Source organism: Brevundimonas sp. EAKA, assembly GCF_000698025.1.
GTDB lineage: Bacteria > Pseudomonadota > Alphaproteobacteria > Caulobacterales > Caulobacteraceae > Brevundimonas > Brevundimonas mediterranea_A.
In genome coordinates, this window is sequence record NZ_JMQR01000002.1 from 1 (window position 1) to 24,288 (window position 24,288).

Annotated in this window: 17 protein-coding genes and 1 tRNA gene; 10 read left to right on the forward strand and 8 right to left on the reverse strand. The window is 66.3% G+C overall.

All coding sequences use genetic code 11. The features are described from left to right. The 3 genes from ER13_RS00635 to msrA form a co-directional block, all read right to left on the reverse strand. Positions 1 to 797: acyltransferase family protein (locus ER13_RS00635; RefSeq protein WP_231492421.1), on the reverse strand; the 797-nt coding region annotated here is incomplete at its 3' end. 60 nt (positions 798 to 857) lie between these two features. Continuing rightward, a complete protein-coding gene (locus ER13_RS00640) occupies positions 858 to 2,180 on the reverse strand; it encodes a VOC family protein (RefSeq protein WP_035305321.1) in 1,323 nt (440 codons plus the stop codon). Between the two features lie 94 nt (positions 2,181 to 2,274). Continuing rightward, positions 2,275 to 2,925: a peptide-methionine (S)-S-oxide reductase MsrA gene (msrA, locus tag ER13_RS00645; protein WP_035305323.1), complete on the reverse strand. Its 651-nt coding sequence runs from the start codon at positions 2,923 to 2,925 to the stop codon at positions 2,275 to 2,277. A gap of 138 nt (positions 2,926 to 3,063) precedes the next feature. On the opposite strand from msrA, the gene ER13_RS00650 reads away from it, so the two are divergent. The 7 genes from ER13_RS00650 to ER13_RS17790 all read left to right on the forward strand — a co-directional run bounded on the left by ER13_RS00650 (position 3,064) and on the right by ER13_RS17790 (position 12,992). Next, positions 3,064 to 3,153: transfer RNA gene (locus tag ER13_RS00650), tRNA-Ser, on the forward strand. Positions 3,154 to 3,303: 150 nt separating this feature from the next. Further along, positions 3,304 to 4,410 (forward strand): LacI family DNA-binding transcriptional regulator, encoded by a 1,107-nt coding sequence (locus tag ER13_RS00655; RefSeq protein WP_368664380.1) that lies wholly within the window; start codon positions 3,304 to 3,306, stop codon positions 4,408 to 4,410. 92 nt (positions 4,411 to 4,502) lie between these two features. Further along, positions 4,503 to 5,918: a glycoside hydrolase family 30 beta sandwich domain-containing protein gene (locus ER13_RS00660; protein WP_052004638.1), complete on the forward strand. Its 1,416-nt coding sequence runs from the start codon at positions 4,503 to 4,505 to the stop codon at positions 5,916 to 5,918. 121 nt (positions 5,919 to 6,039) lie between these two features. Beyond that, the gene (locus ER13_RS00665; protein ID WP_035305325.1) at positions 6,040 to 8,955 is read left to right on the forward strand and encodes a TonB-dependent receptor; all 2,916 of its coding nucleotides are present in this window, start codon (positions 6,040 to 6,042) and stop codon (positions 8,953 to 8,955) included. 93 nt (positions 8,956 to 9,048) lie between these two features. Next, entirely contained in the window at positions 9,049 to 11,007 is a 1,959-nt protein-coding gene (locus ER13_RS00670; RefSeq protein ID WP_008261605.1) for a glycoside hydrolase family 3 protein, read from the forward strand. Between the two features lie 19 nt (positions 11,008 to 11,026). Beyond that, positions 11,027 to 12,526, forward strand: a complete 1,500-nt coding sequence (locus ER13_RS00675) for a tryptophan halogenase family protein (RefSeq protein ID WP_035305407.1) — start codon at positions 11,027 to 11,029, stop codon at positions 12,524 to 12,526. A gap of 250 nt (positions 12,527 to 12,776) precedes the next feature. Beyond that, positions 12,777 to 12,992, forward strand: a complete 216-nt coding sequence (locus ER13_RS17790; RefSeq protein WP_081836057.1) for a HipA domain-containing protein — start codon at positions 12,777 to 12,779, stop codon at positions 12,990 to 12,992. A gap of 17 nt (positions 12,993 to 13,009) precedes the next feature. On the opposite strand, the gene ER13_RS00680 is transcribed toward ER13_RS17790, so the two are convergent. Next, entirely contained in the window at positions 13,010 to 13,519 is a 510-nt protein-coding gene (locus ER13_RS00680) for a nuclear transport factor 2 family protein (protein ID WP_197019686.1), read from the reverse strand. Positions 13,520 to 13,842: 323 nt separating this feature from the next. Between ER13_RS00680 and ER13_RS00685 the strand changes: the two genes are divergently transcribed. The 3 genes from ER13_RS00685 to ER13_RS00695 are packed head-to-tail and all read left to right on the forward strand — an operon-like array spanning position 13,843 to position 18,459. After that, positions 13,843 to 14,316: a sigma-70 family RNA polymerase sigma factor gene (locus ER13_RS00685; RefSeq protein ID WP_052004640.1), complete on the forward strand. Its 474-nt coding sequence runs from the start codon at positions 13,843 to 13,845 to the stop codon at positions 14,314 to 14,316. Then, positions 14,313 to 15,293, forward strand: coding sequence for a FecR family protein (locus ER13_RS00690; protein WP_035305327.1), 981 nt, complete (start codon positions 14,313 to 14,315; stop codon positions 15,291 to 15,293). Before ER13_RS00685 ends, ER13_RS00690 begins: the two co-directional genes overlap by 4 nt. 46 nt (positions 15,294 to 15,339) lie before the next feature. Then, a complete protein-coding gene (locus tag ER13_RS00695) occupies positions 15,340 to 18,459 on the forward strand; it encodes a TonB-dependent receptor (protein WP_052004642.1) in 3,120 nt (1,039 codons plus the stop codon). On the opposite strand, the gene ER13_RS00700 is transcribed toward ER13_RS00695, so the two are convergent. The 4 genes from ER13_RS00700 to ER13_RS00715 all read right to left on the reverse strand — a co-directional run bounded on the left by ER13_RS00700 (position 18,443) and on the right by ER13_RS00715 (position 24,229). Next, positions 18,443 to 19,060: a phospholipase domain-containing protein gene (locus ER13_RS00700; RefSeq protein ID WP_035305330.1), complete on the reverse strand. Its 618-nt coding sequence runs from the start codon at positions 19,058 to 19,060 to the stop codon at positions 18,443 to 18,445. The genes ER13_RS00695 and ER13_RS00700 overlap by 17 nt on opposite strands. After that, entirely contained in the window at positions 19,057 to 19,938 is an 882-nt protein-coding gene (locus ER13_RS00705; protein WP_052004644.1) for a glycerophosphodiester phosphodiesterase family protein, read from the reverse strand. Before ER13_RS00705 ends, ER13_RS00700 begins: the two co-directional genes overlap by 4 nt. Further along, a complete protein-coding gene (locus tag ER13_RS00710) occupies positions 19,938 to 21,239 on the reverse strand; it encodes a metallophosphoesterase family protein (RefSeq protein WP_052004646.1) in 1,302 nt (433 codons plus the stop codon). Before ER13_RS00710 ends, ER13_RS00705 begins: the two co-directional genes overlap by 1 nt. A 65-nt stretch (positions 21,240 to 21,304) precedes the next feature. Then, the gene (locus ER13_RS00715) at positions 21,305 to 24,229 is read right to left on the reverse strand and encodes a TonB-dependent receptor (protein ID WP_035305332.1); all 2,925 of its coding nucleotides are present in this window, start codon (positions 24,227 to 24,229) and stop codon (positions 21,305 to 21,307) included. Between the last annotated feature and the right edge of the window lie 59 nt (positions 24,230 to 24,288).

Below are 24,288 nucleotides of genomic sequence, written 5' to 3' on the forward strand. Positions count from 1 at the left end.
TGCCAGACCTGGGCCATCATGACCGGCAGGGCGACCGCGGCCAGACCCAGGGCGACCCAGCGATACCGCTCCATGTCGCGCCAGATCGTCTCGCGCCCGACGATGCAGAAGCCGAAGACGAAGGCCCCCAGCGACAGGGCGTGATTGTACCAGTCCCAGTGCAGGATGTTCGTCACCCCGAACCAGGGGAACAGCAGGATGCGGATGGCGATGAGGTAGAGGATCGGCAGGATCAGCACCCGCGGTCCCGCCAGCGCCTTCTCCAGCCACGCGCCCATCTGGTCGATCAGGCCCGGCCGACGCCACAGCAGCACGGTGACGACGCTGTAGGCGGCGATATAGACGATGAACCACAGGTGGTTGACCGGAACCCCGTCGGCCAGGCCGCTCCAACTGAACTCATGCACCATCCAGGCGGCGAAACCCGCCAGGCCGCTGGGCCAGCCGGCCTTGTCCATCGCCTCGATCCACGACTGGATCGGCACCAGGATCACGGCGCCGAACAGCAGGGGCGGGACCAGTCGCGCGAACCGGGCGCGCGCCACCTCGCGCGGACTGCGCCGGAAGGTCATGAACCGCAGCGCCGCTCCGGACACCAGGAACAGCAGGGTCAGCCGCCAGGGATTGGTGATGAGAATGGCTTCGCGCATCCACTCGAAGGTGTGGACGCTGTGCACGTGCCAGCCGTAGACCCCGTAGACCAGGCCGACATGATACAGGATCAGCAGGCCGAACGCCCCCACCCGGATCCAGTCCAGATCATAGCGGCGCGTGGACGAGGGAGCGGAGGGGGGCACGGCCGCGTCTATGATCCGGCGGATCGGTTCAGGCAATACGGCTGATCGTCGAGGCCGTGGTCAGGCCATGGTCTCGGTCAGCCCCAGGGCCTTCAGCGTCGCGGCGATCGAAGCCTCCTGCTCCGCCTGATAGAGCGCCATCTCATCCAGCACCGAACGGCCCAGGGCCTTTTCGAAATCGGCCTTGGCCGGGTCGACGGCATAGGCTTCGCGCACCTCGGCTCCGAGGTTGGACTGGAAGATGCCGGCCGCGCTGACGGGCAGGAAGTCCTCGTAGGTGATCGGCTCCGCGACGACGTGTCCCAGGGCGATCAGGGCCTCCAGATCGGCGGTCTCGGCGCAGGCCGCCAGGCCCTGGGGCGTCGCGCGATAGCGGAACCAGGCCAGGCCGTCCCGGCGCAGGGCGGCCCAGTCGTCGGGCAGGGCCGAGAAGTCCTTGTTCGCCAGGGCCGCATCGTACAGGGCCCGGCCGACAGGGGTCAGGGCGCAGCCGCGCTGTTCGATCTCGCCGAACCGGGCGGTATGGACGCCCTGGGTCGTCCCATCCGCGTCGGGGAAGGCGATGGCCTCCTGCAGGGCCTTGAAACTGGTCTGGCGCAACAGGATGGCGCAGGCGCGGTCGGGCGGACCCTCGATCGTCTCCTTGGGCGTGATGCCGCGTTCGGGCATGGCGGCCTGGGCGGCGTCGATGTCGAGCGTGCGCGGGGTCAGGTGGTTGATGTGCGGTCCCTTGAAGCTGACCACGTCGGCGATCAGCCGGTGGGCGGCGACCAGCCGCTCATAGGTTGGTGCGCTGACCGTCGCCTGGGCGTGCCAGCGGAAGGTCTCCAGCAACTCGGAGACGAACCGGTCGGCCTGAGCCTCGTCCAGGCCGCCGGCGATCTCGGCCGTTTCGATCAGGGCGCGGGCGCCGGGGGTGAAGATGTCGCGCCGGGCCAGGGCGGCGGCGGCTTCCGCCCTCAGGGCCTCGTCCTCGATCAACTCCAGCCGCAGCAGGGAGCAGAAGACCCGGAAGGGATTGCGCGCCAGGGCCGCCGGATCGACCGGGCGGAAGGCCGTCGAATGGACCGGCACCCCGGCGGGCGCCAGATTGTAGTAGCTGACCGGCGCCATGCCCATGACGGCGAAGGCGCGGGCGATGGTGGCCAGTTCATCGGCCGTGCCGACGCGGATGGCGCCGTGACGTTCTTCGGACAGCCGCGCCAGTTCGCCCGAGGCCGCCAGACGGTCCGCCGCCGCCGGATCGGCCTTCAGAACCCCGGCGTTGACCTCGGCCACCAGGGCCAGAAGCTCGCCGTACTGGGGCACCTCGGCCCGGTACATGGCGGACAGGGCGGCCGAGAAACGGCTGCGAATCTCATCGGGGTGGACGAAGTCGGACATGAGGGGCTCCCTGGACCTTTTCGCCGTTCCCTACGCCTGTCGGCCGCCGACGCCTAGCCGGCGGCCACAGGACATTTCGCCCGATATCGGGGGATCAGGCCTCGACGCCGACCCCGATGGGGCAGACCACGCCGGTGCCGCCGATGCCGCAATAGCCGGCGGGGTTCTTGGCCAGATAGCCCTGATGATAGGCCTCGGCGTAGAAATACTCGCCCGCCGGTTCGATCTCGGTGGTGATGGTCCCACGCCCCGCCGCCGTCAGGGCCGCCTGATAGGCGTCGCGCGACGCCTCGGCTTCGGCCTGTTGTTCGCCATTCAGGGTGTAGATGGCCGAGCGGTAGGTGGTGCCCACGTCATTGCCCTGGCGCATGCCCTGGGTCGGATCATGGTTCTCCCAGAAGGCCTTCAGCAGTTCGGCGTAGGTGATCACCTTGGGGTCGAACACCACCTTGACCACCTCGGCATGGCCGGTGCGGCCGGTGCAGGTCTCCTCATAGGTCGGATTGGGCGTGATCCCGCCGGAATAGCCGGCCGAGGTCACCCAGACGCCCGGCAGGCTCCAGAAGATCCGCTCCACGCCCCAGAAACAGCCCATGCCGAAGATCGCCGTCTGGAACCCGTCCGGATAGGGGCCCTTCAGTGGATGGCCGCTGACATAATGGACCTCGTCGGTCGCCAGGGGCTCTGCGCGGCCGGGCAGGGCGGTCTCTGCGGTGGGCAGTTCCGCGCTTTTCTTGAACAACATCGGGGCTCCTCGGACGAAAAATGACTTCGACGCCTATATGGGGATGTCAGAGGCGCTTGCCGAGGGGGCGAGTGTGTTCTATCAGGCCCGCCTCCCGCCGGATCGACCTCCGGCGGCGCGCAAGACGTGGCGTGAAACGGACAGGTGGCGGAGTGGTCGATCGCGCACGCTTGGAAAGCGTGTGTAGGTGAAAGCCTACCGAGGGTTCGAATCCCTCTCTGTCCGCCACGCGTTGCAGCCTGTGAAATACTAGGCTCTGTAGACAGCGGAGTGAGAGCGCCCAGATCCGCACCAAAAACAAGTTTGGGCGAATTTGGGTTCAGCGGATCCCCGCCCCTCCAAAAGAAGCGTGGATTGGGTGTTGCGGATAGGAAGCGCTTGCGGCTGCTTGCAGTCGCCGGCGCCATGGGTCATCCAGAGATCATGTGGAGACCGGATCAGGGCCTGTCGGCCAGAAAACCCACGATCGACGATGTGGCGCGTCTGTCGGGCGTGGGGCGGACGACCGTATCGCGGGTGCTCAACGGCGGGCCGAACGTCCGGGAGCCGGTGCGGCGCAAGGTGCTGGAGGCGGTGCAGACGCTCGACTATCGCGTCAATCCGCAGGCGCGGTCCCTGGCGGGCGGCGGCAGCCGCATGCTGGCGCTGGTTCTCGCATCGGATCTGGATGCGGAGCCCAACTCCTTCTACGCCTCGGCGCTGGAACTGGGGGCGGTGCGGCAATGCCTGCATTCGGGCTTTCAGCTGTTTACGCGCCATGTGCCGCAGGACGATCCCGCAGCGATCCAGCAGGTGATCGACATCGCGCTCAACCAGAGATGCCAAGGGGTGATCCTGACGCCGCCGTTCTCGGACAACGCCGACCTGATCCAGCAATTGAGGGCGAGAGGCGTACACTTGGCCGCCATCTCGCCGGGTGGCGGCGGGCTGGGGCTGGTCGACGCCGTCGGCATCGACGACGAGGCCGGCGGGCGCGACATCGCGCGGTATCTGTTGGAGCTTGGCCATCGCCATCTCGCCTATCTCGGCGGCATCGCCGGGCACCTGTCGGCCGAAAGTCGACTGGACGGCGTGAGGCGGGCGATGCGGGAGATGGGGCTGCCGGACGACGCTCTCACGGTGGAACGCGGGGATTTCACCTTCCGGTCTGGAAGTTTGATCGCCGCGCGAATGCTGGCGCTTTCACCACGTCCCACGGCGCTGATCTGCGCCAACGACGACATGGCGGCGGGCGCGCTGTCGGTCGCCCATGCGCGCGGCCTCCAGGTGCCGGGCGATGTGTCGATCTCCGGCTTCGACGACACGCCGGTCTCGGCCATCGTCTGGCCGCCCCTGACGACCGTGCATCAGCCGCTGAAGGCCATGGGCCGGGAGGCCGTTCGACTGCTGTCGGAGCGGATCACCGGAGGGGGCGGGGATTGGGCCTTCCGCACCTTGCCCCATTCGGTCGTCGTGCGGGAATCCGCCGGCGCCTGGGAGGCTTAAGACGGTCATCGCTTGACGCCCCGGTCTGCGGCGTCATTATGGAAGCGCTTCCAATTAAAGGGCGCGTGCGAGACGCCTGTAGGGAGGGTGGCATGAAACGACGGGATCGGCTGTGGGCGAGCGCCTGCGCCATGGCTTTGGCCACGCTGGCGGCGGCCGGATGCGCATCGGCGCCGGACGGCGGCTGGGTGACGTCGGGCGATCGGTCGCGGCTGCTCACGCCGGAGCGGCTGGTGATGAAAGCAGAGGTCGCCGGCTCCGGGGCGCCGACGATTCTCCTCGACCCCGACGCGCCGCTGCAAACCGTGGTCGGCTTCGGGGCCGCCGTGACGGATGCGACCGCTCATCTGATCCAGACTCGAATGACGCCGTCCCAGCGCGACGCCTTGCTGCGTGATCTGTTCGGTCGTGAGAACGGCGGACTCGGCTTCGATTTCACGCGGGTGACGATCGGGGCGTCGGACTTCTCGCTGAGCCATTACAGTCTGGCGGACGCCGAGGATCCATCGCTGGCCGGCTTCTCGACGGTGCCCATGGCGGCCGAGGTCTTTCCGACGGTGCGCCAGGCGCTGGCGATCAATCCCGAGCTCAAGGTCATGGCCACGCCCTGGAGCGCGCCGGGCTGGATGAAGACCACGGGCTCGATGATCCAGGGCGAACTGAAGCCTGAATACTATTCCACCTACGCCGACTATCTGACGCGCTACATCTCGGCTGCGGCCGACGCGGGCGTGCCGACCGACTATATCAGCATCCAGAACGAGCCGGACTTCGAGCCTGACTCCTATCCTGGCATGCGCTGGGGCGCCGAGGGACGGGCGCGGTTCATCGGACGCGACCTGGGGCCCCGGTTGGAGCGGGCGGGTCTTGAGACGAAGATCCTCGACTGGGATCATAACTGGGACAAGCCGGAGCAGCCCCTGGGCGTGCTGAACGACCCTGTGGCGCGGCCCTATGTCTCCGGGGTGGCCTGGCACTGCTACGCGGGCGACGTGGCGGCCCAGTCCCGGGTGTTCGACGCCTATCCTGACAAGGACGTCTTCTTCACCGAGTGCTCGGGGGGCGACTGGGCGTCCGGCTTCAAGGACAGTTTCGTCTGGACGATGAAGTCCCTGATCATCGGTTCGGTCGAGAACCATGCGCGCGGCGTGCTGATGTGGAACATCGCCCTGGACGAGAACCATGGCCCCCACGCCGGCGGATGCAGCGATTGCCGCGGCGTGGTCACGATCGACAGCCGCACGGGCGCGGTTCAGAGGAACCAGGAATACTACGCCTTCGGGCACGCCAGCCGGTTTGTGCGTCAGGGCGCGCGTCGCGTCGCCGTTTCCAAACCGGAGGGGCTTGAGGCGGTCGGTTTCGTCAATCCCGACGGCCGACGGGTGCTGGTGGTCCTCAACGCGTCTGACGTCGAGGCCCGGTTCCAAATCGGCGAAGACCGGCTGCGGGCTGTGGTCGCTCTCCCGCCAGCAAGCGCTGCAACCTACGTGTGGAGCGGACCCCGCTAAAGCTCGTATTGCCAAAGACGAATAAGGCGGTATGGTGTTGGAAGCGCTTCCAATACGGCGCCAAAGAGATGGACGCCGGGCTCAAAGGGCCCGCGCCAAGGGAAACGTGAGGGGAGATCACATGCGCAGCGCATTTGCTGGGTTTCATTCAATTCGTCCGCGCGCGAGCGCGCTTCATCTGACGGCCTCGGCCCTGGCGCTGGCCATGGCGCTGCCGGCGGTCGCCGTCGCCCAGACGGCGTCGCAGACCGAAGACGGCGCGACGGAGGTCGGGGAGATCGTCGTCACCGGGCTGCGGCGCGGCCTGGCGGACTCCATCGCCACCAAACGCCGGGAGACCTCCATCGTCGAGGCGGTCTCCGCGGAGGACATCGGCAAGCTGCCGGACGTCTCGATCGCCGAATCCATCGCCCGTCTGCCGGGGCTGGCGGCGCAGCGTGTCAACGGCCGGGCTCAGGTCATCTCGATCCGCGGCCTGGCGCCGGACTTCACCACCACCTTGCTGAACGGTCGCCAGCAGGCCAGCTCGGGCGACAATCGCGCGGTGGAGTTCGACCAGTATCCGTCCGAGCTGCTGTCGGGCGTGGTGATCTACAAGACGCCGGACGCCGAGGTGTCGGGCATGGGTCTGTCGGGCACGGCCGACCTGCAGACCGTGCGGCCGCTGGCGTTCGGCCAGCGCGCCCTCGCCGTGAACCTGCGCGGAGAGATGACCGAAGGCGACAAGCTGAACGACGACGTCCGCAACTACGGCGGTCGCTTCTCGATCAGCTATATTGATCAACTGGCCGACGGCACGCTGGGGCTGGCCCTGGGTTATGCGCATCTGGATTCGCCGTCGCAGAACAAGCATTACAAGGCCTATGGCTACGAGGCTTTCGGGGGAGTCTGCGAGCCCATCGCACCGCAAACGGTTTGCGTTCGCGAGGACGGAACCGAACGCGAGGAGTCGGTGCAGCCCGACAGCGCCGATGCTGCTCTGCTGCTGAACGGCCAGGAGATATTCGCGACCTCGCGTCTGAACCAGCGGGACGCCGTCATCGGCATCCTGGAATGGCGTCCGACCGACCAGCTTCACTCTACCCTGGACGTCTACTACTCCAAGTTCGAGCAGGAAGAGACGACGCGGGGCGCCCAGTGGTTCTCCAACGCCTGGGCTGACGACGCCTATTTCACCGACGTTGTGACCGAAGACCGGGGCGGTTCTCTGATCGGGCGGAGCGGTACGATCCACAACGCCACGCCGATCATCCGAAACGACCACAACACCCGCGAAGACGAGATCTTCTCGATCGGTTTGAACACCGAATACGAGATCAACGACCGGACGCGGATCGTTGCGGACCTGTCCTATTCGAACAACCGTCGCCGCGAGACCATTCTGGAGACCTACGCCGGATATGGACGGGGGACGGGCGGGGTCACGCCGGGAACTCCGAACATCGGCCGGACCCTGGACGTCATCGACTTCACCGTGAACGACGACGGCTATCCGACCTATTCCGAGGGCCTGAACTATGCGGACGCCTCTCAGGTGACGCTGGGCGATCGCGCGCCGTGGAACGGCTGGGGCCATGACGGCGCCATTCGGTTCCCGGACGTCGAGGAAACCATCAGCTCGGCGGATCTGAAGATCCAGCGCGACATGGACGGCTTCTTCAACACCTTCACCGCCGGCGTGAATTACGCCAAGCGCGAGAAGTCCAAGCGCGTCGACGACTATGATCTGTTCCTGAAGAACGGCCGCCAGCAGGTCTATGTCGACGCCCAATATTTGGAGGCGCCCGTTTCGCTGGCCTGGGCAGGCTTCGGCGACGTGCTCGCCGTGGACATGAGCCGGGCGCTCGACGTCTATTACGACCGCGCCCCGATCCTCGACGCCAACTATTTCGACAAGAACTGGGACATCGAGGAACAGGTCACCACGGCCTTCGTCAAACTGGACTTCGAGGGCGGTCGCTGGCGCGGCAACGTGGGCATGCAGGCCGTCGTTCAGAACCAGGAATCGACCGGCGTCGTCATCAACGGCACCGAGCCGGGCGCGCCCATTGATCCGATCTCGGTCACCAAGGGCGCCGACTATCTGGACATCCTGCCCAGCCTGAACCTGATCTACGACCTGGGCGGCGGCCACCGTCTTCGCTTCGCCGCCTCGCGCACCATGGCGCGGCCGCGCATGGACGAGATGCGGGCCAATGTGACGCCGGGCTTCAACGCGCTGGTCTGTTCGACCCAAGCTTGTCCGCAGGGATCGACGGTCAACCCTTGGTCAGCCTCAGGCGGCAATCCGGAGTTGGAGCCATGGCGCGCGAACGCCTTCGATCTGGCCTACGAGTGGTATGTGGATTCCACCACGTATCTGTCGATCGCAGGCTTTTACAAGGACCTGGAAACCTACATCTACGTGCAGAACGGCACGTTCGACTTCACCGGAATTCCCTTGCCCAAGGGCGGACAGGCTCTTCTCGATGAAGGTCTGATTATCAGCCCTATTGGCCAGATCAGTCTTCCCGCAAACGGCGACGGCGGCACGGTGCAGGGGCTGGAAGTCAGCGGCGCGCTGAACTTCGGCACCGTCTGGGAACCGCTGGACGGTCTGGGAATGCTGGGCAGCATCTCCTTCACGGAGTCGGATTTGAATCCTGATGCGGAGGGAAGGGAGGTCCGGATTCCGGGCCTGTCGGGCATGGTCTACAACATCACCGGCTACTACGAGCGCGGCGGCTTCCAGGCGCGGATCAGCAAGCGGTTCCGCGAGGCCTTCAAGGGCGAGGTCGTGCAGTTGTTCGCCACGCGCGGCTACACCGAAATCCTGGACGACGAACAGATCGACGCCCAGATCGGCTACACCTTCGAACAAGGCCCGCTGGAAGGCCTCGGCGTGCTGTTCCAGGTCAACAATCTGACCAACTCGCCTTACCGGACCCGCCTGGGACTGGACAGCGGCGGCACGACCACGGCGGACGGCGGTTCGCTGCCCGAAACCTATGAAGAGTACGGCCGGCAGTTCCTGTTCGGCGTCAACTACCGATTCTAGGGCGTCACTCTCCAAGCCCTTAGCCTCCGGGGCGAGGCGGCCATGCCGTCTCGCCCTCTTTTTTTGATCGATACCTGTAACCGAGAGACGGCCATGACCTTCCGCAAGACCAAGCTTCTCCCGCTGCTGCTGCTGCTGGCCGGATGCGCCCTGGCCCCGATGAGCGCCGCCGCTCAGCAGGAGCGGACGGAGTGGCCGGCCCTGACTGCGGCCCACGCGCCCGACGCCGCCATGGAGGCCCGGATCTCCCGCATCGTCGCCGGCATGACCCTGGCGCAGAAGGTGGGTCAGATGACCCAGCCGGACGTCCGCTACATTACGCCCGAAGAGGTGACACAGTATTATATCGGCTCGGTCCTGAACGGCGGCGGCGCCTGGCCCGCCATGAACAAGCATGCGACCGTGGCCGACTGGGCCGCCCTGTCGGACCGCTATCATGACGCCGCTCTCGCCGCAGACATGACGGTGAAGATTCCGCTGATCTGGGGCACCGACGCGGTCCACGGGCACAACAACGTCTCCGGCGCGACGCTCTTCCCGCACAACATCGGGTTGGGCGCCGCCCATGATCCCGAACTGATTGAGCGGATCGGCCGGGCCACCGCGCGTCAGGTGCGGGCCACCGGCATCACCTGGGTCTTCGCCCCGACCCTGGCAGTGGGCGAGAACCGCCGCTGGGGCCGCACCTATGAGAGCTATTCCAGCGATCCTCAGCTGGTCGCCGAATACGGCGAGGCCCTGGTGCGCGGGCTGCAAGGGAATCTGACCGGCGACGGCGACGTGGTCGCCACGGCAAAACACTATATGGGCGACGGCGGCACCTTCAACGGCCAGGACCAGGGCGAGGCCCGTGCGAGCCTCAGCGAGATGATCAATCGCCACGGCGCCGGCTATTATTCGACCATCGAGGCCGGCGTGCAGACCGTCATGGCCTCCTACAGTAGCTGGAACGACGTCGCCGCCGGTCATGACTACGGCAAGATGCACGGCAGCCGCGAGATGCTGACCGACGTGCTGAAGGACCGACTGGGCTTCGACGGTCTGGTCGTGTCCGATTGGAACGGGATCGAGCAGGTCCCCGGCTGCACCAAGGCCGAATGCGCCCAGGCGATCAACGCCGGCATCGACATGATCATGGTCCCCGAGGACTGGAAGGCCTTCATCGGCAATACCATCGCCGACGTCGAAGCCGGGCGCATCCCGATGTCCCGCATCGACGACGCCGTGACGCGGATCCTGCGGGTCAAGATGCGCTCTGGCCTGTTCGACCGTGCACCGTCGGAAAGCCGCTACAACGGGCAGGCCTCGGCCGTGGCCGCGACCGATCTGGCGCGCGAGGCGGTGCGCAAGTCGGTCGTCCTGCTGAAGAACAACGACCGCGCCCTGCCGCTGGTCCAGGGCGAGAAGATCCTGGTCGTGGGCGACAGCGCCGACAGCCTGTCCAACCAGACCGGCGGCTGGTCTCTGACTTGGCAGGGTACCGAGAACGTCAACGGCGACTTCGCCACCGGCGCCACCCTGTTGCAGGCTCTCACAGCGCAGTTCGGCGCGGACAACATCGTCTATTCCAGAGACGCCGTCGGCGTGGACGTGACCCGGTTCGCCAAGGTCGTGGTCGTGCTGGGCGAGACGCCCTATGCCGAATATCACGGGGATGTCCGCTTCCCCGCCCCGATCCAGTACAGCCATCGTCGCCCCAACGACCTGGCGCTGCTGTACGCGGTCTCGGGCAAGGGGGTGCCGGTGGTCTCGGTGCTGTATTCGGGCCGGCCGGCCTACGCCAACGACCTGATCAATCTGTCGGACGCCTTCGTCGCGGCCTTCCTGCCCGGCACCGAGGGCGCGGGGCTGGCCGATGTGCTCTCGGGCGGTCGTTACGACTTCGCCGGGCGGCTGTCCTTCGCCTGGCCCGGTTCGGCCTGCAGCACCGGCGAACATGCGGGCGACGTGGTGCAGTTCGCGCGGGGCTTCGGACTCAGCTACGCCCGGCCCGCGACGACGGGTGAACTGCCCTTGCCGACCACCCCCGGCGTCTGCGACGCTGTCGACTGACAGCGTTTTGGGGGCGGATGTGCGGCAACTGAAGACAATCCTGATCGTCGGCGGCGGTTCCGCCGGCTGGATGGCCGCCGCCCTGTTCTCCAAACTGTTCAAGGGGCTTTATGACATCACCCTGATCGAGTCCGAGGCCATCGGCACGATCGGGGTGGGCGAGGCGACGATCCCGGCGATCAAGACGTTCAACGAACTGATCGGCCTGGACGAGAACGACTTCATGCGCCGCACTCAGGCCAGCTTCAAACTGGGCATCCAGTTCGTCGACTGGGACCGGGTCGGATCAAGCTATATCCATGGCTTCGGCGTGATCGGCCGGGATCTGAAATGGCTGCGCTGCCATCAGTACTGGCTGAAGATGCGGGCTGAGGGGAAGGTGTCCGACCTCGCCGCCTATTCGATCAATACGGCGGCGGCCCTGCAAAACCGCTTCATGCGCGCCGACCCGAAACGACCGGGCTCGCCGCTGGGCCATATCGCCCACGCCTTCCATTTCGACGCCGGCCTCTACGCCAAATATCTGCGCGGGATGTCCGAGGCGGCGGGCGTGCGCCGTCGCGAAGGCAAGGTCGTCTCGGTCCAACTCAGGCCCGAGGACGGGTTTGTGGACTCTGTCACGCTTGAGGATGGAGCGGTCGTATCGGCCGACCTGTTCATCGACTGTTCGGGGTTCCGCGGTCTGATCATCGAGCAGGCGATGAAGACCGGGTACGAGGACTGGTCGCACTGGCTGCCGTGCGACCGGGCGATGGCCGTGCCCTGCGCGCGGACCGAGCCCTTTACGCCCTATACCCGCTCGACCGCCCGCCCGGCCGGCTGGCAGTGGCGTATTCCGCTGCAGCACCGCACGGGCAACGGGCACGTCTATTCCAGCCGCCATATGGACGACGGAGAGGCCGAACAAATCCTGCTGTCGAACCTGGACGGCGCCCAGATGGCGGAACCAAATCGAATCCGTTTCGTCGCCGGCAAGCGTCGTCAGATCTGGAACCGCAACTGCGTGGCGGCGGGCCTGGCCTCCGGTTTTCTCGAGCCGTTAGAATCGACCAGCCTGCACCTGATCCAATCCGTGCTGATCCGGCTGGTGCGCCTGATGCCGGACGCCGGTTTCGATCCGGCGACCATCGCCGAGTTCAATCGTCAGACCGATTTCGAATACGAGCGGATCCGCGACTTCATCATCCTGCACTACAAGGCTACGGAACGCGACGACACGCCGTTCTGGCGCTATTGCCGCGACATGGATGTCCCTGTGACGTTGGAGCGGAAGATCGACCTGTTCCGCGCCAACGGCCGGATATTCCGCGAAGACGACGAACTGTTCGCCGAGGAAAGCTGGATACAGGTGCTGCTGGGGCAGGGGATCATCCCGGTCGGCTATGACCCGCTCGTCGATGTGACGCCGGAACCGGACATTGAGCGGTACCTGGCGGATGTGGAGACCGTCATAGGCAAGTGCGTCGCCCTGATGCCGTCTCATGCGGACTATGTCGCCAAGGCGTGTCCGGCTGCGTGAAGGGCGCGCTGTCGCTTGCCTCGCATTGGGAATACGGACTGCCGCGATCCCTTGAGAACGGCTTCGGCGCCAGAGCAGCCCGATGCGGCGCAAGCAGGGCGATCCATAAGTGAGCCAGGCTCAGAGCGTCTCAAAAGCCGTTGCGAGCCGGGGCAGGCGTGATCGTATCGCGCTCTAGATCGACGCGTGCAGGGGCTCGTGAAAATCGGCGGCATCGGGGCGAGGGCCGTGTCCGTCGCGCTGTCGGCCAATCGGCGGCACGGACGTCCACGCCAAGAACTACGCGTTTCTCATTGCGGAGGAGGGCCAGGTGCGGCTGGCGCCGCTCTACGACATCTCCAGCGCCCTACCGTATGACGGGCTGCAGTATCAGCGTCTGAAGCCGGCGATGAAACTCGGCGGCGAATATTATCTGCGCGACATCGGCCCCGTCAGGTCGCCAGGTTGGCGACCGAACGCCAAATGAGATAGCCGCGTCGTTGCCTAGGGCAAAGGTCCGTGATCGTAACTGAAGACGCGGGCCAGTTTCCAAGAACCGCCTTCGAGCTTCCACATTTGAGCAAATCGAGCTCGGCCGACACGGCTCTCTTCGCCGTCGCCCTGACGTTCATAGAAGACATGCTCGCCGGTTTCGACGGCGCCATACTGCTCTATCGGGAAGACGGCGACGGTTTCGTCCAAGGCTTCCCGGCGCGACCGCCACGCGTCCGGAGCATCTCGACCCTTACAGCGCGTGGCGTACTGGGCGACGAAAGCGTCACCGTCTGTCGCGACCAGGCCGCCGCGGTCATCAAAGAATTCGAAGTCGTCGGTCACCATGGCGCGGAGGGCGGCGGGGTCGCACCGCTCCATGAACAACTCGAAGAGACGGGCGTCCGCTGCAACGACCTGGGATCGCAGGTCAGGGCGACCTGCTGCCATGGTAGGGGCCGCGCCCACCGTCAAACCGAGCGCGATAAAGCCTGCAACAAGCGTCTTGATTTCAGAGCTCACGAAACACTTCTCCAAAATGGGCGGGTGGACTCTTCGCCGGTCAGGCGCCGGCAGCACAACTGCAGAAGGCGATCCTGTGTCGCCATGGGCCTGGGAAAATGGCGAAGGTGAGCAACAAAGCCCGCGTCAGCCCCATGACGGTATTCACATGCCGTCTGCGGCGCGCCCCTATCAAGTTAAGCTTAGGCAATGCTCCAGGTCGTTCCGCCGCTCGATTATTCGTCGGACTGTTTTCGCACCGTCATCGTTGAGCCGTAAAAGCGCGGCCCAACGGGTGCGCCCGCGGGGGTAGGATGTCTGTTCAGGATCTGAGTGCGGGGCGATTGCTGGCGAAGAACGCCGTGCGTCTGCGCGCCTTTGTCCGCAGCCGGGTCCACAACGACGCCGACGCCGACGACATCAGCCAGGAGGCTTACGCCCGCGTCCTGGCCCGATCCCGGGCCACGCCGCTGAAAGATCCGGTGGCCTACGCCTTTCGGGTCGCGCTCAATCTGCTCAGCGATCAGAGGCGCCCCGGCGCCCCGGATGTGAACGAACCGATCGACGACGCGGCGGCCTCGGACGCGCCCTCCCCATTCGAAGTTCTCGACATGAAGCAGAGAGCGGACCTTTTCACCCGCGCGCTTCAGCGCATGCCCCGGCTCAGGCGAGAAGTCTTTGTTTTGCGCCAGTCCGCCGATCTCAGCTATCCAGAGATCGCCGCGCGGCTGAACATCTCGGTCGAAGCAGCCCAAAAACACTTCAGTCGCGCCGCCTTCGAAGTGCGCAAGGCGGTGGACATGGAGCGTGTGCGATGAAGAATTCTGCGCGCATCTCCGAAGAACAGGCCGCCCTTTGGGCCGACCGTCGGCGTCACGGCGAAATGGACGAGGCGGCGGACGAGGCGCTGCGCGCCTGGCTGACCGCAGCGCCGGAGCGCGCCCGACTGCTGGAGGCCCAGGAGCGGTTGCTCGCCGATCCGGCCCTGGCGGCCGCCAGCGCAACACTGGCGGCTGAAGCGGGCCGGCGTCGGCGCGCCTGGCGGGTTCGGCCCCTTCCACTCTCGCCATCCCTCTGGGCCGGCGGCATGCTGGCCGCGGCCTCCGTGACGCTCGCCGTGCTGATATGGCCGTCCCAGCCCGCCCTGGTCGAACAGAGGCTGGAGGGAACGGCGGGACGCAGCCTTCAAGCGGCGCTGGACGACGGCTCTTCGGTCCAGCTGAACGGCGACAGCCGGGTCCGCACGGCCTTCGGCCCGGAACGGCGGGACGTCTGGCTGAGCGGGGAAGGCTTCTTCTCGGTGGCCAAGGACGCCAGACGCCCCTTCTCGGTCATCACGGCCACACATCGAATCACGGCCCTGGGCACGCGCTTCAACGTCGATGAACGCAGCGGCGGCGCGGTGGAGGTGACGGTCCTGGAAGGCCGGGTCGAGGTGGTGCCTTTGAACCACCCCGAGCGCGGCCAGGTGCTGAACGCAGGCGGTCGATTGCTGAGCGACGGCGCGACCGCCCGAGCCGGGGCGATCGAACGCCTGGACCCGGAGGTCAGGACGCCGGACTGGACCGAGGGATGGATCGACGCGGACAATATGAGCCTGGCCGATCTGCTGATCGAATTGAAACGCCGATCGCCCGGCCTGGAGGCCGAGTTCGGCGATCCCGCCCTGAGCCGACGCCGGATCAGCGGTCGGTTCGCCGCTTCTCGACCGCAGGACGTCCTGACCGTGGTCGCGGACATGCAGGATCTGACGCTTCGCAGGGACGCCTCCGGCCGTCTGCTGATCGATCGGTGAACCCAGGATGGGAACGGGCCGCGCAAGGTTTTGGAGCGCAGCAGCGGTGACGAGCCTGTGGCTTGCGGCGGGCGGCGCCGCGGCTCAAGCCCATGCCCCGGCCCCGGCCCCGTTCGCCGCCGCCGCCGACCAGACCCCGCACAGGTTTCGGATTTCCAGCGGCCCTCTTGCCCAGGCCCTGCGTGATCTTTCCCGGCAATCGGGCATGGCCGTTCTGGCCGACGCCGATCTGATGAACGGACGTCGCACAGCGCAGTGGCAAGGCCGAACCACCGCCTGGAACGCCCTGACCCGGCTGCTGGCCCCCCATCCGGACCTGCAGGGCCGCATCGTCGGCGAGACCCTGATCATCGAGCGGGCGCAGGCTGCGCCGGCGCCGACGACCGTGACCCAGCTCGAGGAGGTGGTGGTCCTGGGCCGCAAAGGGGCCCTCCAGGAGGCTCTGGAGATTAAACGGGCCTATGACGGCGTCAGCGATGTGGTCAGCGTCGACGACCAGGGCCTGCTGCCCACCAACAATCTGGCGGAAAGCCTTGCGCGTCTGCCCGGCGTCAACGCCGTCAGAAACCACCAGACCGGCGAAGGCGATCGCCTGACGATCCGCGGCATGTCGACCGAATGGAACGCCTATCGGATCAATGGCGTGCGCCTGGGCGGCGCCGGGTCGCGGGCGGACAAATTCTATCGTGGCGTCCGCCTCAGCTATCTGCCGCCCGAAGGAATCCAGAACCTGATCGTGCGAAAGACCCTGACGCCCGATCTGGACGGAGACGCCCTGGGCGGCCTGATCGACATTCAAACCCCGACGGCCTTCGACGCCGACCACGACTATGTGCGGCTGTCGGCGGAAAACGGCTGGCTGACCCGGTTCGATCGACCGAAGTCGGGCAAGTTGGCCTTGGCCGTCTCGCGCCGTCTCTCGGATCAGCTGGGCCTCTTCGTCGCCGCCAACTGGAGCGACGCCCGCTCGCAATTCGAGATGGTCGGCGGCGAGAGCGACGACCTGCCGCCCGTCTGGTTCGACACCTTCTATTCGACCGGCTGGGATTTCGACCGTTTCATCATGAGGGGCATGGAACTGGCCGTCGGCGAGACCCAGGTGCGCCGCCTTGGGGTGAACGGGAGCCTGGATTGGCGAGGCGGGCAGCAGGAGCTTCACCTGCGGCTTCAGTACAACCGCTACGAGGGCGAGGAGTACCGGAACCGTCTGAATTTCCGGAACGACGGCCTGGCGGGAACCGAGCGGCTGGTCCAGGTGGACAGCGGTCGAACCGGTCTGGCGCAGCCGGACGCGATGGTGGTCGGTTCGGATCCGGATTTGGGGCGCATCTACGGCTACTCGACTGCGGACATGAAGGATGTGGACGGGGATGGGCGGATCACCGACGCCGACCGCGACGTCCGCTCCGTCTATAGTCTGGCTGGCGCATCGGGCGTGTGGGATCCAATGGGCTTCCGACTGAGACGGTTCTGGGAAGCGACGCGGGAATCCGGCCTGTTGTCGTCCATCACCCTGGGCGGACGGCGGTGGGACGGGCCGTGGCGGATCGACTATGATGTCTCGCTGTCGCGCTCTCAGGATGATCTGGACGAGGGCGCGCTCCTGGAATTCAGGACCGACGCCGTCGAATGGCTGGGCAATCGCGGCGTCCGGGTGATCGAGACCGACGATCCGCGCTTTCGCCTGTGGGGGCTCAATCCCGCCGGCATGGCGGCGGTTCAGGATCCGGCCGCCTATGATTTCAGACATCTGGGCGAGGAGTGGGAACAGACGTCCGAGACCCTGGCCCAGGCCCAGTTCGGTCTGACCTATACGCCGACCGGCGGCTGGCTGGAGTCGGTCCAGGCCGGAGGGCGCTATATGCACTCGAACCGCCGCAGCGCGGGAGGCACCCGCCCTGATCTGATCGGTCCGGAGACCCTGGCCGATCTGGAAGGGCTGTTCGGCGCGCCGGTCACGGACCTGTTCGACGGCCGCTATGTCGGGGACCACCGGCTGGGCGTGGTCTTGGACAGCCGACGGATGTCGGCCGAGATCGAACGGGCCTATCGCGGCGATAGCGCCTACTTCACCGTAGACCCCGCGTTCGAGCCCCAGGCCGACGCCGAGAGGTTCCGGCTGAAGGAACAGGCGGCGGCCGGCTATGTCATGGCCGCAGCCCGATGGGCCGGAACGGAGATCACGGGCGGCGTGCGGGTCGAGCACACCCGATCAAAGGTGAGTTTTCCCATTCTGGATGCGCTCCGTGGCGACGGACGGGATCAACGTCGAAACAGTTTCACCAATGTTTTGCCCTCGCTGCATCTGCGGCGCGCCCTGGAGGGCGACAAGGTGTTGCGGGCGGCGATCTGGACCAGTTTCGCCCGACCGGACATCGCCCGAATGACGTCGGCGCGGCAGTATGTCTACGATCAGGATCCCGACCGCGACGGCGAGGTCAATCCCGAGGCGGACTGGATCCTTCAGGAAATCCGCCAAGGCAATCCGGACCTGAAGCCTATGGAAGCCATCGGCTATGATCTGTCGCTCGAACACTATGGCCGATCGACAGCCTGGTCGGCGGCCCTGTTCCACAAGGACATTCATAATTTTCTCTATAGGGCCTCAACCAGTTCGATCCGCGACGGCGGACTGATTGACCGCGGGGATGAGAACGGGACGCCCGTGCGGGCCTACGCCAACGGTCGGCGGGCGCGGATCAGCGGGGTCGAACTGGCGATACGCCACGGCCTGGACTGGGCGCCCGCCCCGCTGGATGGGCTGGGCGTCACGGCCAATCTGACCTGGCAGGTCAGCCGCGCCGACGCCAACATCGTCTGGCGCGTCGGCGATCGGCTTCCCTTTACGGAGACGCCCGAGACCCTGGCGTCCGTCGAACTGTTCTGGCAGGGCGGCGGATGGGAGGCGGCGGCCGGCTGGAGCCGCCAGGGCGGCTTCCTCGAAGGTATGGATAGTTTCGCCAACGACCCCTACGAACAGGCCTACAGTTTTGTGGACATCAGCCTTCGACGACGGTTGGGCGGCGACGGCTTGGCGTCGATTCAGATCCGCAACCTGCTGAACAGCCATACCTATTGGTACACCTTCGGCTCGGGGCCGGAGGATTTGCGGGAGTACATCCGCACCGGGCCGACGGTGACCCTGGCGATCAGCCGCAGCTTCTGAGCGGATCCTGCGACGCCAGGCGGCCCGCGAACCTTCGGCTGAAGGCGCCGCCGAGGCGCGAGACGGTCAGGTCGTAGGCGCCGTCCGGCAGGACCGGAAGTCGCAGGCGCAAGGGCGCTCCAGCGCTCAGCCTGTAGCGACGCGTGGGACACAGGCCCGTCTCGTCATTGACGCAGAACCAGGCGTCCTCGGCCGGGACGATCTCCAGGATCAGGCCCCGACCTCGGCGCGGCTCTTTCAGGCGCGCCGCGACAGGGCCGTCTTCGGCCAGACAGCCGGAGAAGCGCCTGCAGAAGCCGTCGGGTCCAAGCAGGCGCAGATCATAGGGGGCGGCCGTCCGGATCAGTTCGACCTGATCGCCGGGCGACAGGCTGAAGGCGTCCATGGACGCCGACGGCTGATGCGCATCGAGGATCTGAAGATGCGCCACATCGCCGCCGGCCGCGTTGCACACCGTCAGCAAAAGCTCATCCTGGGCGAAGTCAAAGCGATCCGTCACGGAGAGGCTGCACGCCCCGGAAAGATCGCGCGTCTTCGTGGTCAGGCGGGGATTGAAGGCGCCGCCCGCTCGGCCCCCGCGCCTTTGCATGGCTTCGATCATGGCAGCGCCGCGAGCCCGCAGTCGCTCACGGCGCGCCGAAGGCCCCGTGGCCGATCCGTCTGAATCACATTGGCGTCCAGGACCAGCAGTCCCTCCAGCCGGGAACACAGGTCGGGCGCCCGGACCGCTAAGGCCTCATCGACATCGCCCAGACTGTTGACCCAGATCCGCGCCGGCAGGGCCCGCGCCCCGTTGCGGAGCTGCGGGGTCAGAGACTCGGGGTCGCCGTGAATGATCGTCACCGCCGGCAGCCCCTCGACGGCGGCGGCCAAGCCGTCGGGACGGCTGACGCGCGGCATGAGCAGGGCGCGCGGCGCGAGCTCACGCACCGCCCGCAACACCGCCCTGTCGGAGTCGAAAAAGACGACCTGGTCCGTCATTCCCAGCCCCTGCACCGCCGCGACCACGGGGCCGATGCGATCCGTCTTGAGGTCCAGATCAACCAGCACCCGTCCGCACGTCTTGCGAAGCGCCTCGACCAGGGTCGGGGGCGGCTCGGAACTGTCTTCCAGCCGCAGGCGACGCAGTTGGGCGTAGGTCAGGCTCTCGGCCTCGCCGGCGCCGCCGGTGGTCCGAGTCACCGTTTGATCGTGCATCAGAAAGGGCACGCCGTCGGCGGAGACCTTGACGTCGATCTCCACGATGTCGGCGCCCTCGCGCACCGCTTCGTCGATGGCGGCCAGCGAGTTCTCGGGCGCGTCGAGGTGGCCGGCCCGGTGTGCGGCGATCAGCAGGGCGCCGCGCGGCTTCGCCAGTTCGGCCTGAAGGCGCGACATGACGGCGGTCTGCCCGCAGACCGGATCGGCCAGGGCCGACGTCGCCGCCAGCCCCGCCGCCCATGCCGCGAGCAGCCCGACGATCGCGGTACGCGCGATCACTACTGGTCCTCGCGCCGCAGGATCAGCTCCGGCGTCGCCGGCTTCAGATCGGTCAGACGCGCCGGACCCGCGCCGGGCTTGTCCAGCTGGAAGGCGTCGTAAGGCGCGCCGTCCATGGTGAAGGCCCGCATCGTCAGTCGGGCCGCAGAGACCTCGACCTGCTGGAACACCTGCACGCCGCTGGCCTTGCGCTCCGTCCAGTTGAGGTCGCCCAGCGGATACTGCTTCGGCCCGACGTTGGAGACCATATAGACCGGGCCCTGATCGTGGGGGCGGCCGCGTCCATAGGTGTGGTCATGGCCGGCCAGCACCAAGTCGACGTGATAGCGGTCGAACAGGGGTTGCAGCACGGCGCGCAGTTCCTCGCCGCTGCGGCCCCGGGCGGTGGAATAGAGGGGGTAGTGCAGGAAGACGACCGTCCAGCGCGACGGGTTGTCGGCCAGTTGCCGCTCCAGCCAGGCCACCTGATCCCGCGCGGCCTGGGGGTCTTCGTCGATCATGTCGGCGTCGAGCGAGATGATGCGAACGCCCTGATAATCGACCCGATACACGGTCTCGGTCAGCATGTCGGACGGGCCGTTCTCGGGCAGGGTGAATTGCAGCCGCCACTGGGGCGCCAGCATTTGCGGGGTCGAGCCCTGGGGCTTCATGTATTCGTGGTTGCCCGGCGTCATCAGCGACGGGGTCTCGGCCAGACGGTGGGCGTCCATATCGAACCATTCGCCCCATTCCGCGTCGTTGTCGGCCCGGTTGATCAGGTCGCCGGCGAACAGCATGAAGGCCGCGTCCGGGGTCTGGCGCAGGGCGCGGCGCACGGCCAGGCCGCCCATGGAGCGGATGTCGTTCTGGACGTCGCCCATATAGAGGAAGGTGAAGGGACGAACCTCGGCGGCGGCGGTCTTGACCTGGCGCCAGGGCGACCAGGCGCCTTCCTTGCCCACGCGATAGACGTATTGGGTGTCGGGGGTCAGGCCGGTCAGCCGCACGCTGTAATAGTCGGCGGCGACGTTCTGTTCGTCCCGCGTCGTGAAGGCGGCGGAGGTGCGCTGCGCCGGCAGGCGGACGGCTTTGGCAGGGTAGGCCGGCCCCGGCGTCAGAATCGCATATTCGATGAAGCCGTCGCCCGCACCCGCTTCGGCGCGCCAGTTGAAGGCCAAGCTGGTCGACGGCGTCTCGGTCAGATTGACGATGACGCGTTCGGGCAGGGAAGCCGTCTGGGCTTGCGCCGGGACGGCCTGGAGGGCGGCGAAGGCCAGGACGCTGCAGGACAGGGTCGCGGCGAGGCGCAGGGACAGGCGCATGAGGTATCCTCGATGTCTGGAAAAGGCGCCGCTCGCGGGAGATCTCCCGCGAGCGGCAGGAACGGTCAGAGCCGCCAGTTCAGGTTCAGGCTCAGGTAACGACCGTTCTCGATGTAGTCGCGGACGCCGCCCTTTCCTTCACCGAAGGTGTAGAAGTAGGTGTAGTTGTCCAGCAGGTTCTGCACCTTGAAGGTGGCCGTCAGGTTCGGCGTGATCTGACGCCGCGCCATCAGGTCCACGAAGTGGTAGTCCTGCTCATAGGGATCGTTGCCGAAGTCCTCGATGTCTTCCAGAGACACGTCCTGATAGTTGTAGGCCACATAGGCCTCCCAGCCGTTGCGCTCCCAGAACAGTTCCAGGTTCACGATGTGGTCGGGGGTTTCCATGAAGGGCAGGGTGTAGCCTTCAGGGTGCCAGGACAGGCCGGTTTCGGCTTCCGAGCGCTGGATGGTGGCGTTCGCCGCCACGCCCAGCCCGTCGAACGGCGCCGGCAGCCAGTGGAGCTGCTGGCGGGCGTTGATCTCGACGCCGCGGATCTCGGCCTTGCGACCGTTCATCGGCATGGAGACGGGCACGCCCGACGGATCGTCGAACTCGCCCTCCGTGCCGTCCCGAATGACCGACGACGAGGAGCGGAACAGGAACTTGTCCAGATCCTTGTAGAACAGCGCGACGGAGTAGGCGCCCGTGCGTCCGTTGTAATATTCCGCCGACAGGTCGTAGTTGACCGAGGTCATCGGCTCGAGATCGGGATTGCCCTGGACGATGCCGGTCAGCACCCATTCGCTGGTCGGGTTGGTCACGCCGTCGCCGTCGGGATCGCCGTCGTAGCTGTATTCCTTGACCGAGGTCATCCGTTTGATGTCCGGACGCGAGACGCTGGTCCAGATCGCCGCCCGCAGCTTGGCGTTCCGGCTCACGTCATAGTTGACGTGGATCGAGGGCAGCCAGTTGGTGAAGCCCGAGGTGTCGGTGGTGTAGTCCTCGCCCCGCACCGGGTTTTCGGTCCAGGCGCGGATGTCGTTGCTGGTGTCCTCGACCCGCACGCCGGCGATCACTTCGGCCGCGCCGAAACGAGCCGTGCCCATCACATAGGCAGACACTACCTGTTCGTCGTAGAACCAGGTGGAGGCGTAGTCGATCGAGTCCGCCTCGTTCAGCGTCAGCAGGGTCGAATTCCCCGCCTTGGCGCGTTCGATCTCGGCCATCATCTTGTCGGTGTCGATGACGGGGCCGAGTTGGTACTGGCCGGTGTAACGGCCGTCGAACATGTCGGTGATCGCTTCGCCGAACAGGGCGGAATAGTCGGCCATGGTGCCCCGGGGCTCCAGGTCGATCAGCGAACCTTCCAGGCGTTCACGCTCGGACTTGTAGTATTTGGCGCCGGCGCGGACCTCTTGCAGCCAGGAGCCTGTCGGCTGGTAGCGCAGGTTGAACTGGGCCTGGTTCAGGGTTTCCTTGGCGCCGCCGTAGCTGCCGCTCAGGCTGGAGGCGGTGTACTGGGTCAGGTCCTGGACGCCCGCCATGCCGGCGGGGTTCAGCACCCATTTCAGGTACTGCGGATCCCCCTGGCTGACGATCTCGACGCCTTCATTGCCCTTCCACAGATAGGCGTTGCGGCCGAAATACATCTCGTAGCTGTCGACGATATTGTCCTCGGATTCCGAGTGCGACAGGTCGTAGTCGAGGGTGAACTCGCGGAAGCGGCTTTCGCCGCCGAAGTTGACCATCTGCAGCACGCCTTCGGTCGTGCCGCCTTCCCAGTAGCGACGCAGGCGGAAGCCTTTGGGATCCCACGAGCCCGACGAGCCGTTCAGGCTGTAATAGCTGTTGGAACCCTTGTCCGCGTCGGTGATCTTGTCGTCCTTGTCGCGGTCGACGATCTGGGCGGTGGTGTAGTTGTAGATGGCGCCCTTGATGTCATCGTAGCCGATGACGGCGTTCGCCGGCTGGATCAGGTCGCCGCGCGACTTGTCGACCTGCTCCAGGCGCGCCGAGGCGCTGGTGCCGGCCTCGTTGCGGAAGTTGAGGCGGTTCCTGAACTGGGTCTCTTCATACTCATTGTACTGACCACGCAGGTGGAAGTCGTGATTGTCGCCGCGCCAGTCCAGCGAGCCGTTGAAGCCCCAGCGCGTCACGTCCGTGTCGCCGGTGGACATTTCCAGACCGCGGGTCACGAAGGTCTGGGGATCGAAGTCCAGGCTCTGGGCCTTGCTGTACCAGTTACGGGGCATATTATCCCCGGAGTTGCCGATCTGCTCGAACTGCGAGGCGCGTTCCGAGTAGTTGCCGGTCACGAACAGGCCCAGCCGATCGGAGAACTGCTTGCCGAAGGCGACGTCGGCCGCCCACGAGGTCCGGTCGTCGCGCTGTTGCAGCAGGGTGCCCTCGATCGAGCCCGCCACATGGGTCGGATCATAGTCGAAGGCCGTCGGCGTCTTGATGTCGATGGTGCCGCCGATGGCGTCGCCGTCCATATAGGGCAGCAGGCTCTTGTAGACGGTGATCGCATCGACGCCCGACGTCGGCAGGAAGCTGAGGCGCACGCCGCGGAAGAAGTTGTCGCCCGGCGATCCGGTGCCGCCCATGCGCACGCCGTTGACGGCGTAGGCGTTGTATTCGGTCGCCATGCCCCGGATCACCACCCGGTCGCCTTCGCCGGTGAAGTGGTTGCGGACCGCCGACACGCCCGGAATGCGCGATGCGGCCTCGGTCAGGTTGGACGACGGCAGCTTGCCCATGTCGTCGGCGCTGACGCTGTCCGAGATCATGTCGCTGTTGCGCTTCTCGTCGATCGAGCGGCGCAGGCCCTGCAGATAGCCGGTGACGACGACTTCATCGAGGACGGCGGGGTTGGGTTGCGCCGCCGTTTCCGCCTCGGACGAGGTCGATTGCGACTGCGACTGCGATTGGGCCGCCGCCCATTGCGGAAAGGCCGCGATCAACGCCAGGCCTCCGGCCGCCGCCAGATAGCGAGATTTGGTTTTCATGATGTAGTCCCCCGTGGTCTGCCAAGGCGCAGACGACAGAGAGACTGAACGACCCGAAC

What these genes read in the sequence shown, in the direction of transcription:
- ER13_RS00640 (WP_035305321.1), bottom strand. Translation starts at nt 2,180, where the DNA reads ATGTCCGACTTCGTCCACCCCGATGAGATTCGCAGCCGTTTCTCGGCC.
- msrA (WP_035305323.1), bottom strand. Translation starts at nt 2,925, where the DNA reads ATGTTGTTCAAGAAAAGCGCGGAACTGCCCACCGCAGAGACCGCCCTG.
- ER13_RS00660 (WP_052004638.1), top strand. Translation starts at nt 4,503, where the DNA reads ATGAAACGACGGGATCGGCTGTGGGCGAGCGCCTGCGCCATGGCTTTG.
- ER13_RS00665 (WP_035305325.1), top strand. Translation starts at nt 6,040, where the DNA reads ATGCGCAGCGCATTTGCTGGGTTTCATTCAATTCGTCCGCGCGCGAGC.
- ER13_RS00670 (WP_008261605.1), top strand. Translation starts at nt 9,049, where the DNA reads ATGACCTTCCGCAAGACCAAGCTTCTCCCGCTGCTGCTGCTGCTGGCC.
- ER13_RS00690 (WP_035305327.1), top strand. Translation starts at nt 14,313, where the DNA reads ATGAAGAATTCTGCGCGCATCTCCGAAGAACAGGCCGCCCTTTGGGCC.
- ER13_RS00700 (WP_035305330.1), bottom strand. Translation starts at nt 19,060, where the DNA reads ATGATCGAAGCCATGCAAAGGCGCGGGGGCCGAGCGGGCGGCGCCTTC.
- ER13_RS00710 (WP_052004646.1), bottom strand. Translation starts at nt 21,239, where the DNA reads ATGCGCCTGTCCCTGCGCCTCGCCGCGACCCTGTCCTGCAGCGTCCTG.
- ER13_RS00715 (WP_035305332.1), bottom strand. Translation starts at nt 24,229, where the DNA reads ATGAAAACCAAATCTCGCTATCTGGCGGCGGCCGGAGGCCTGGCGTTG.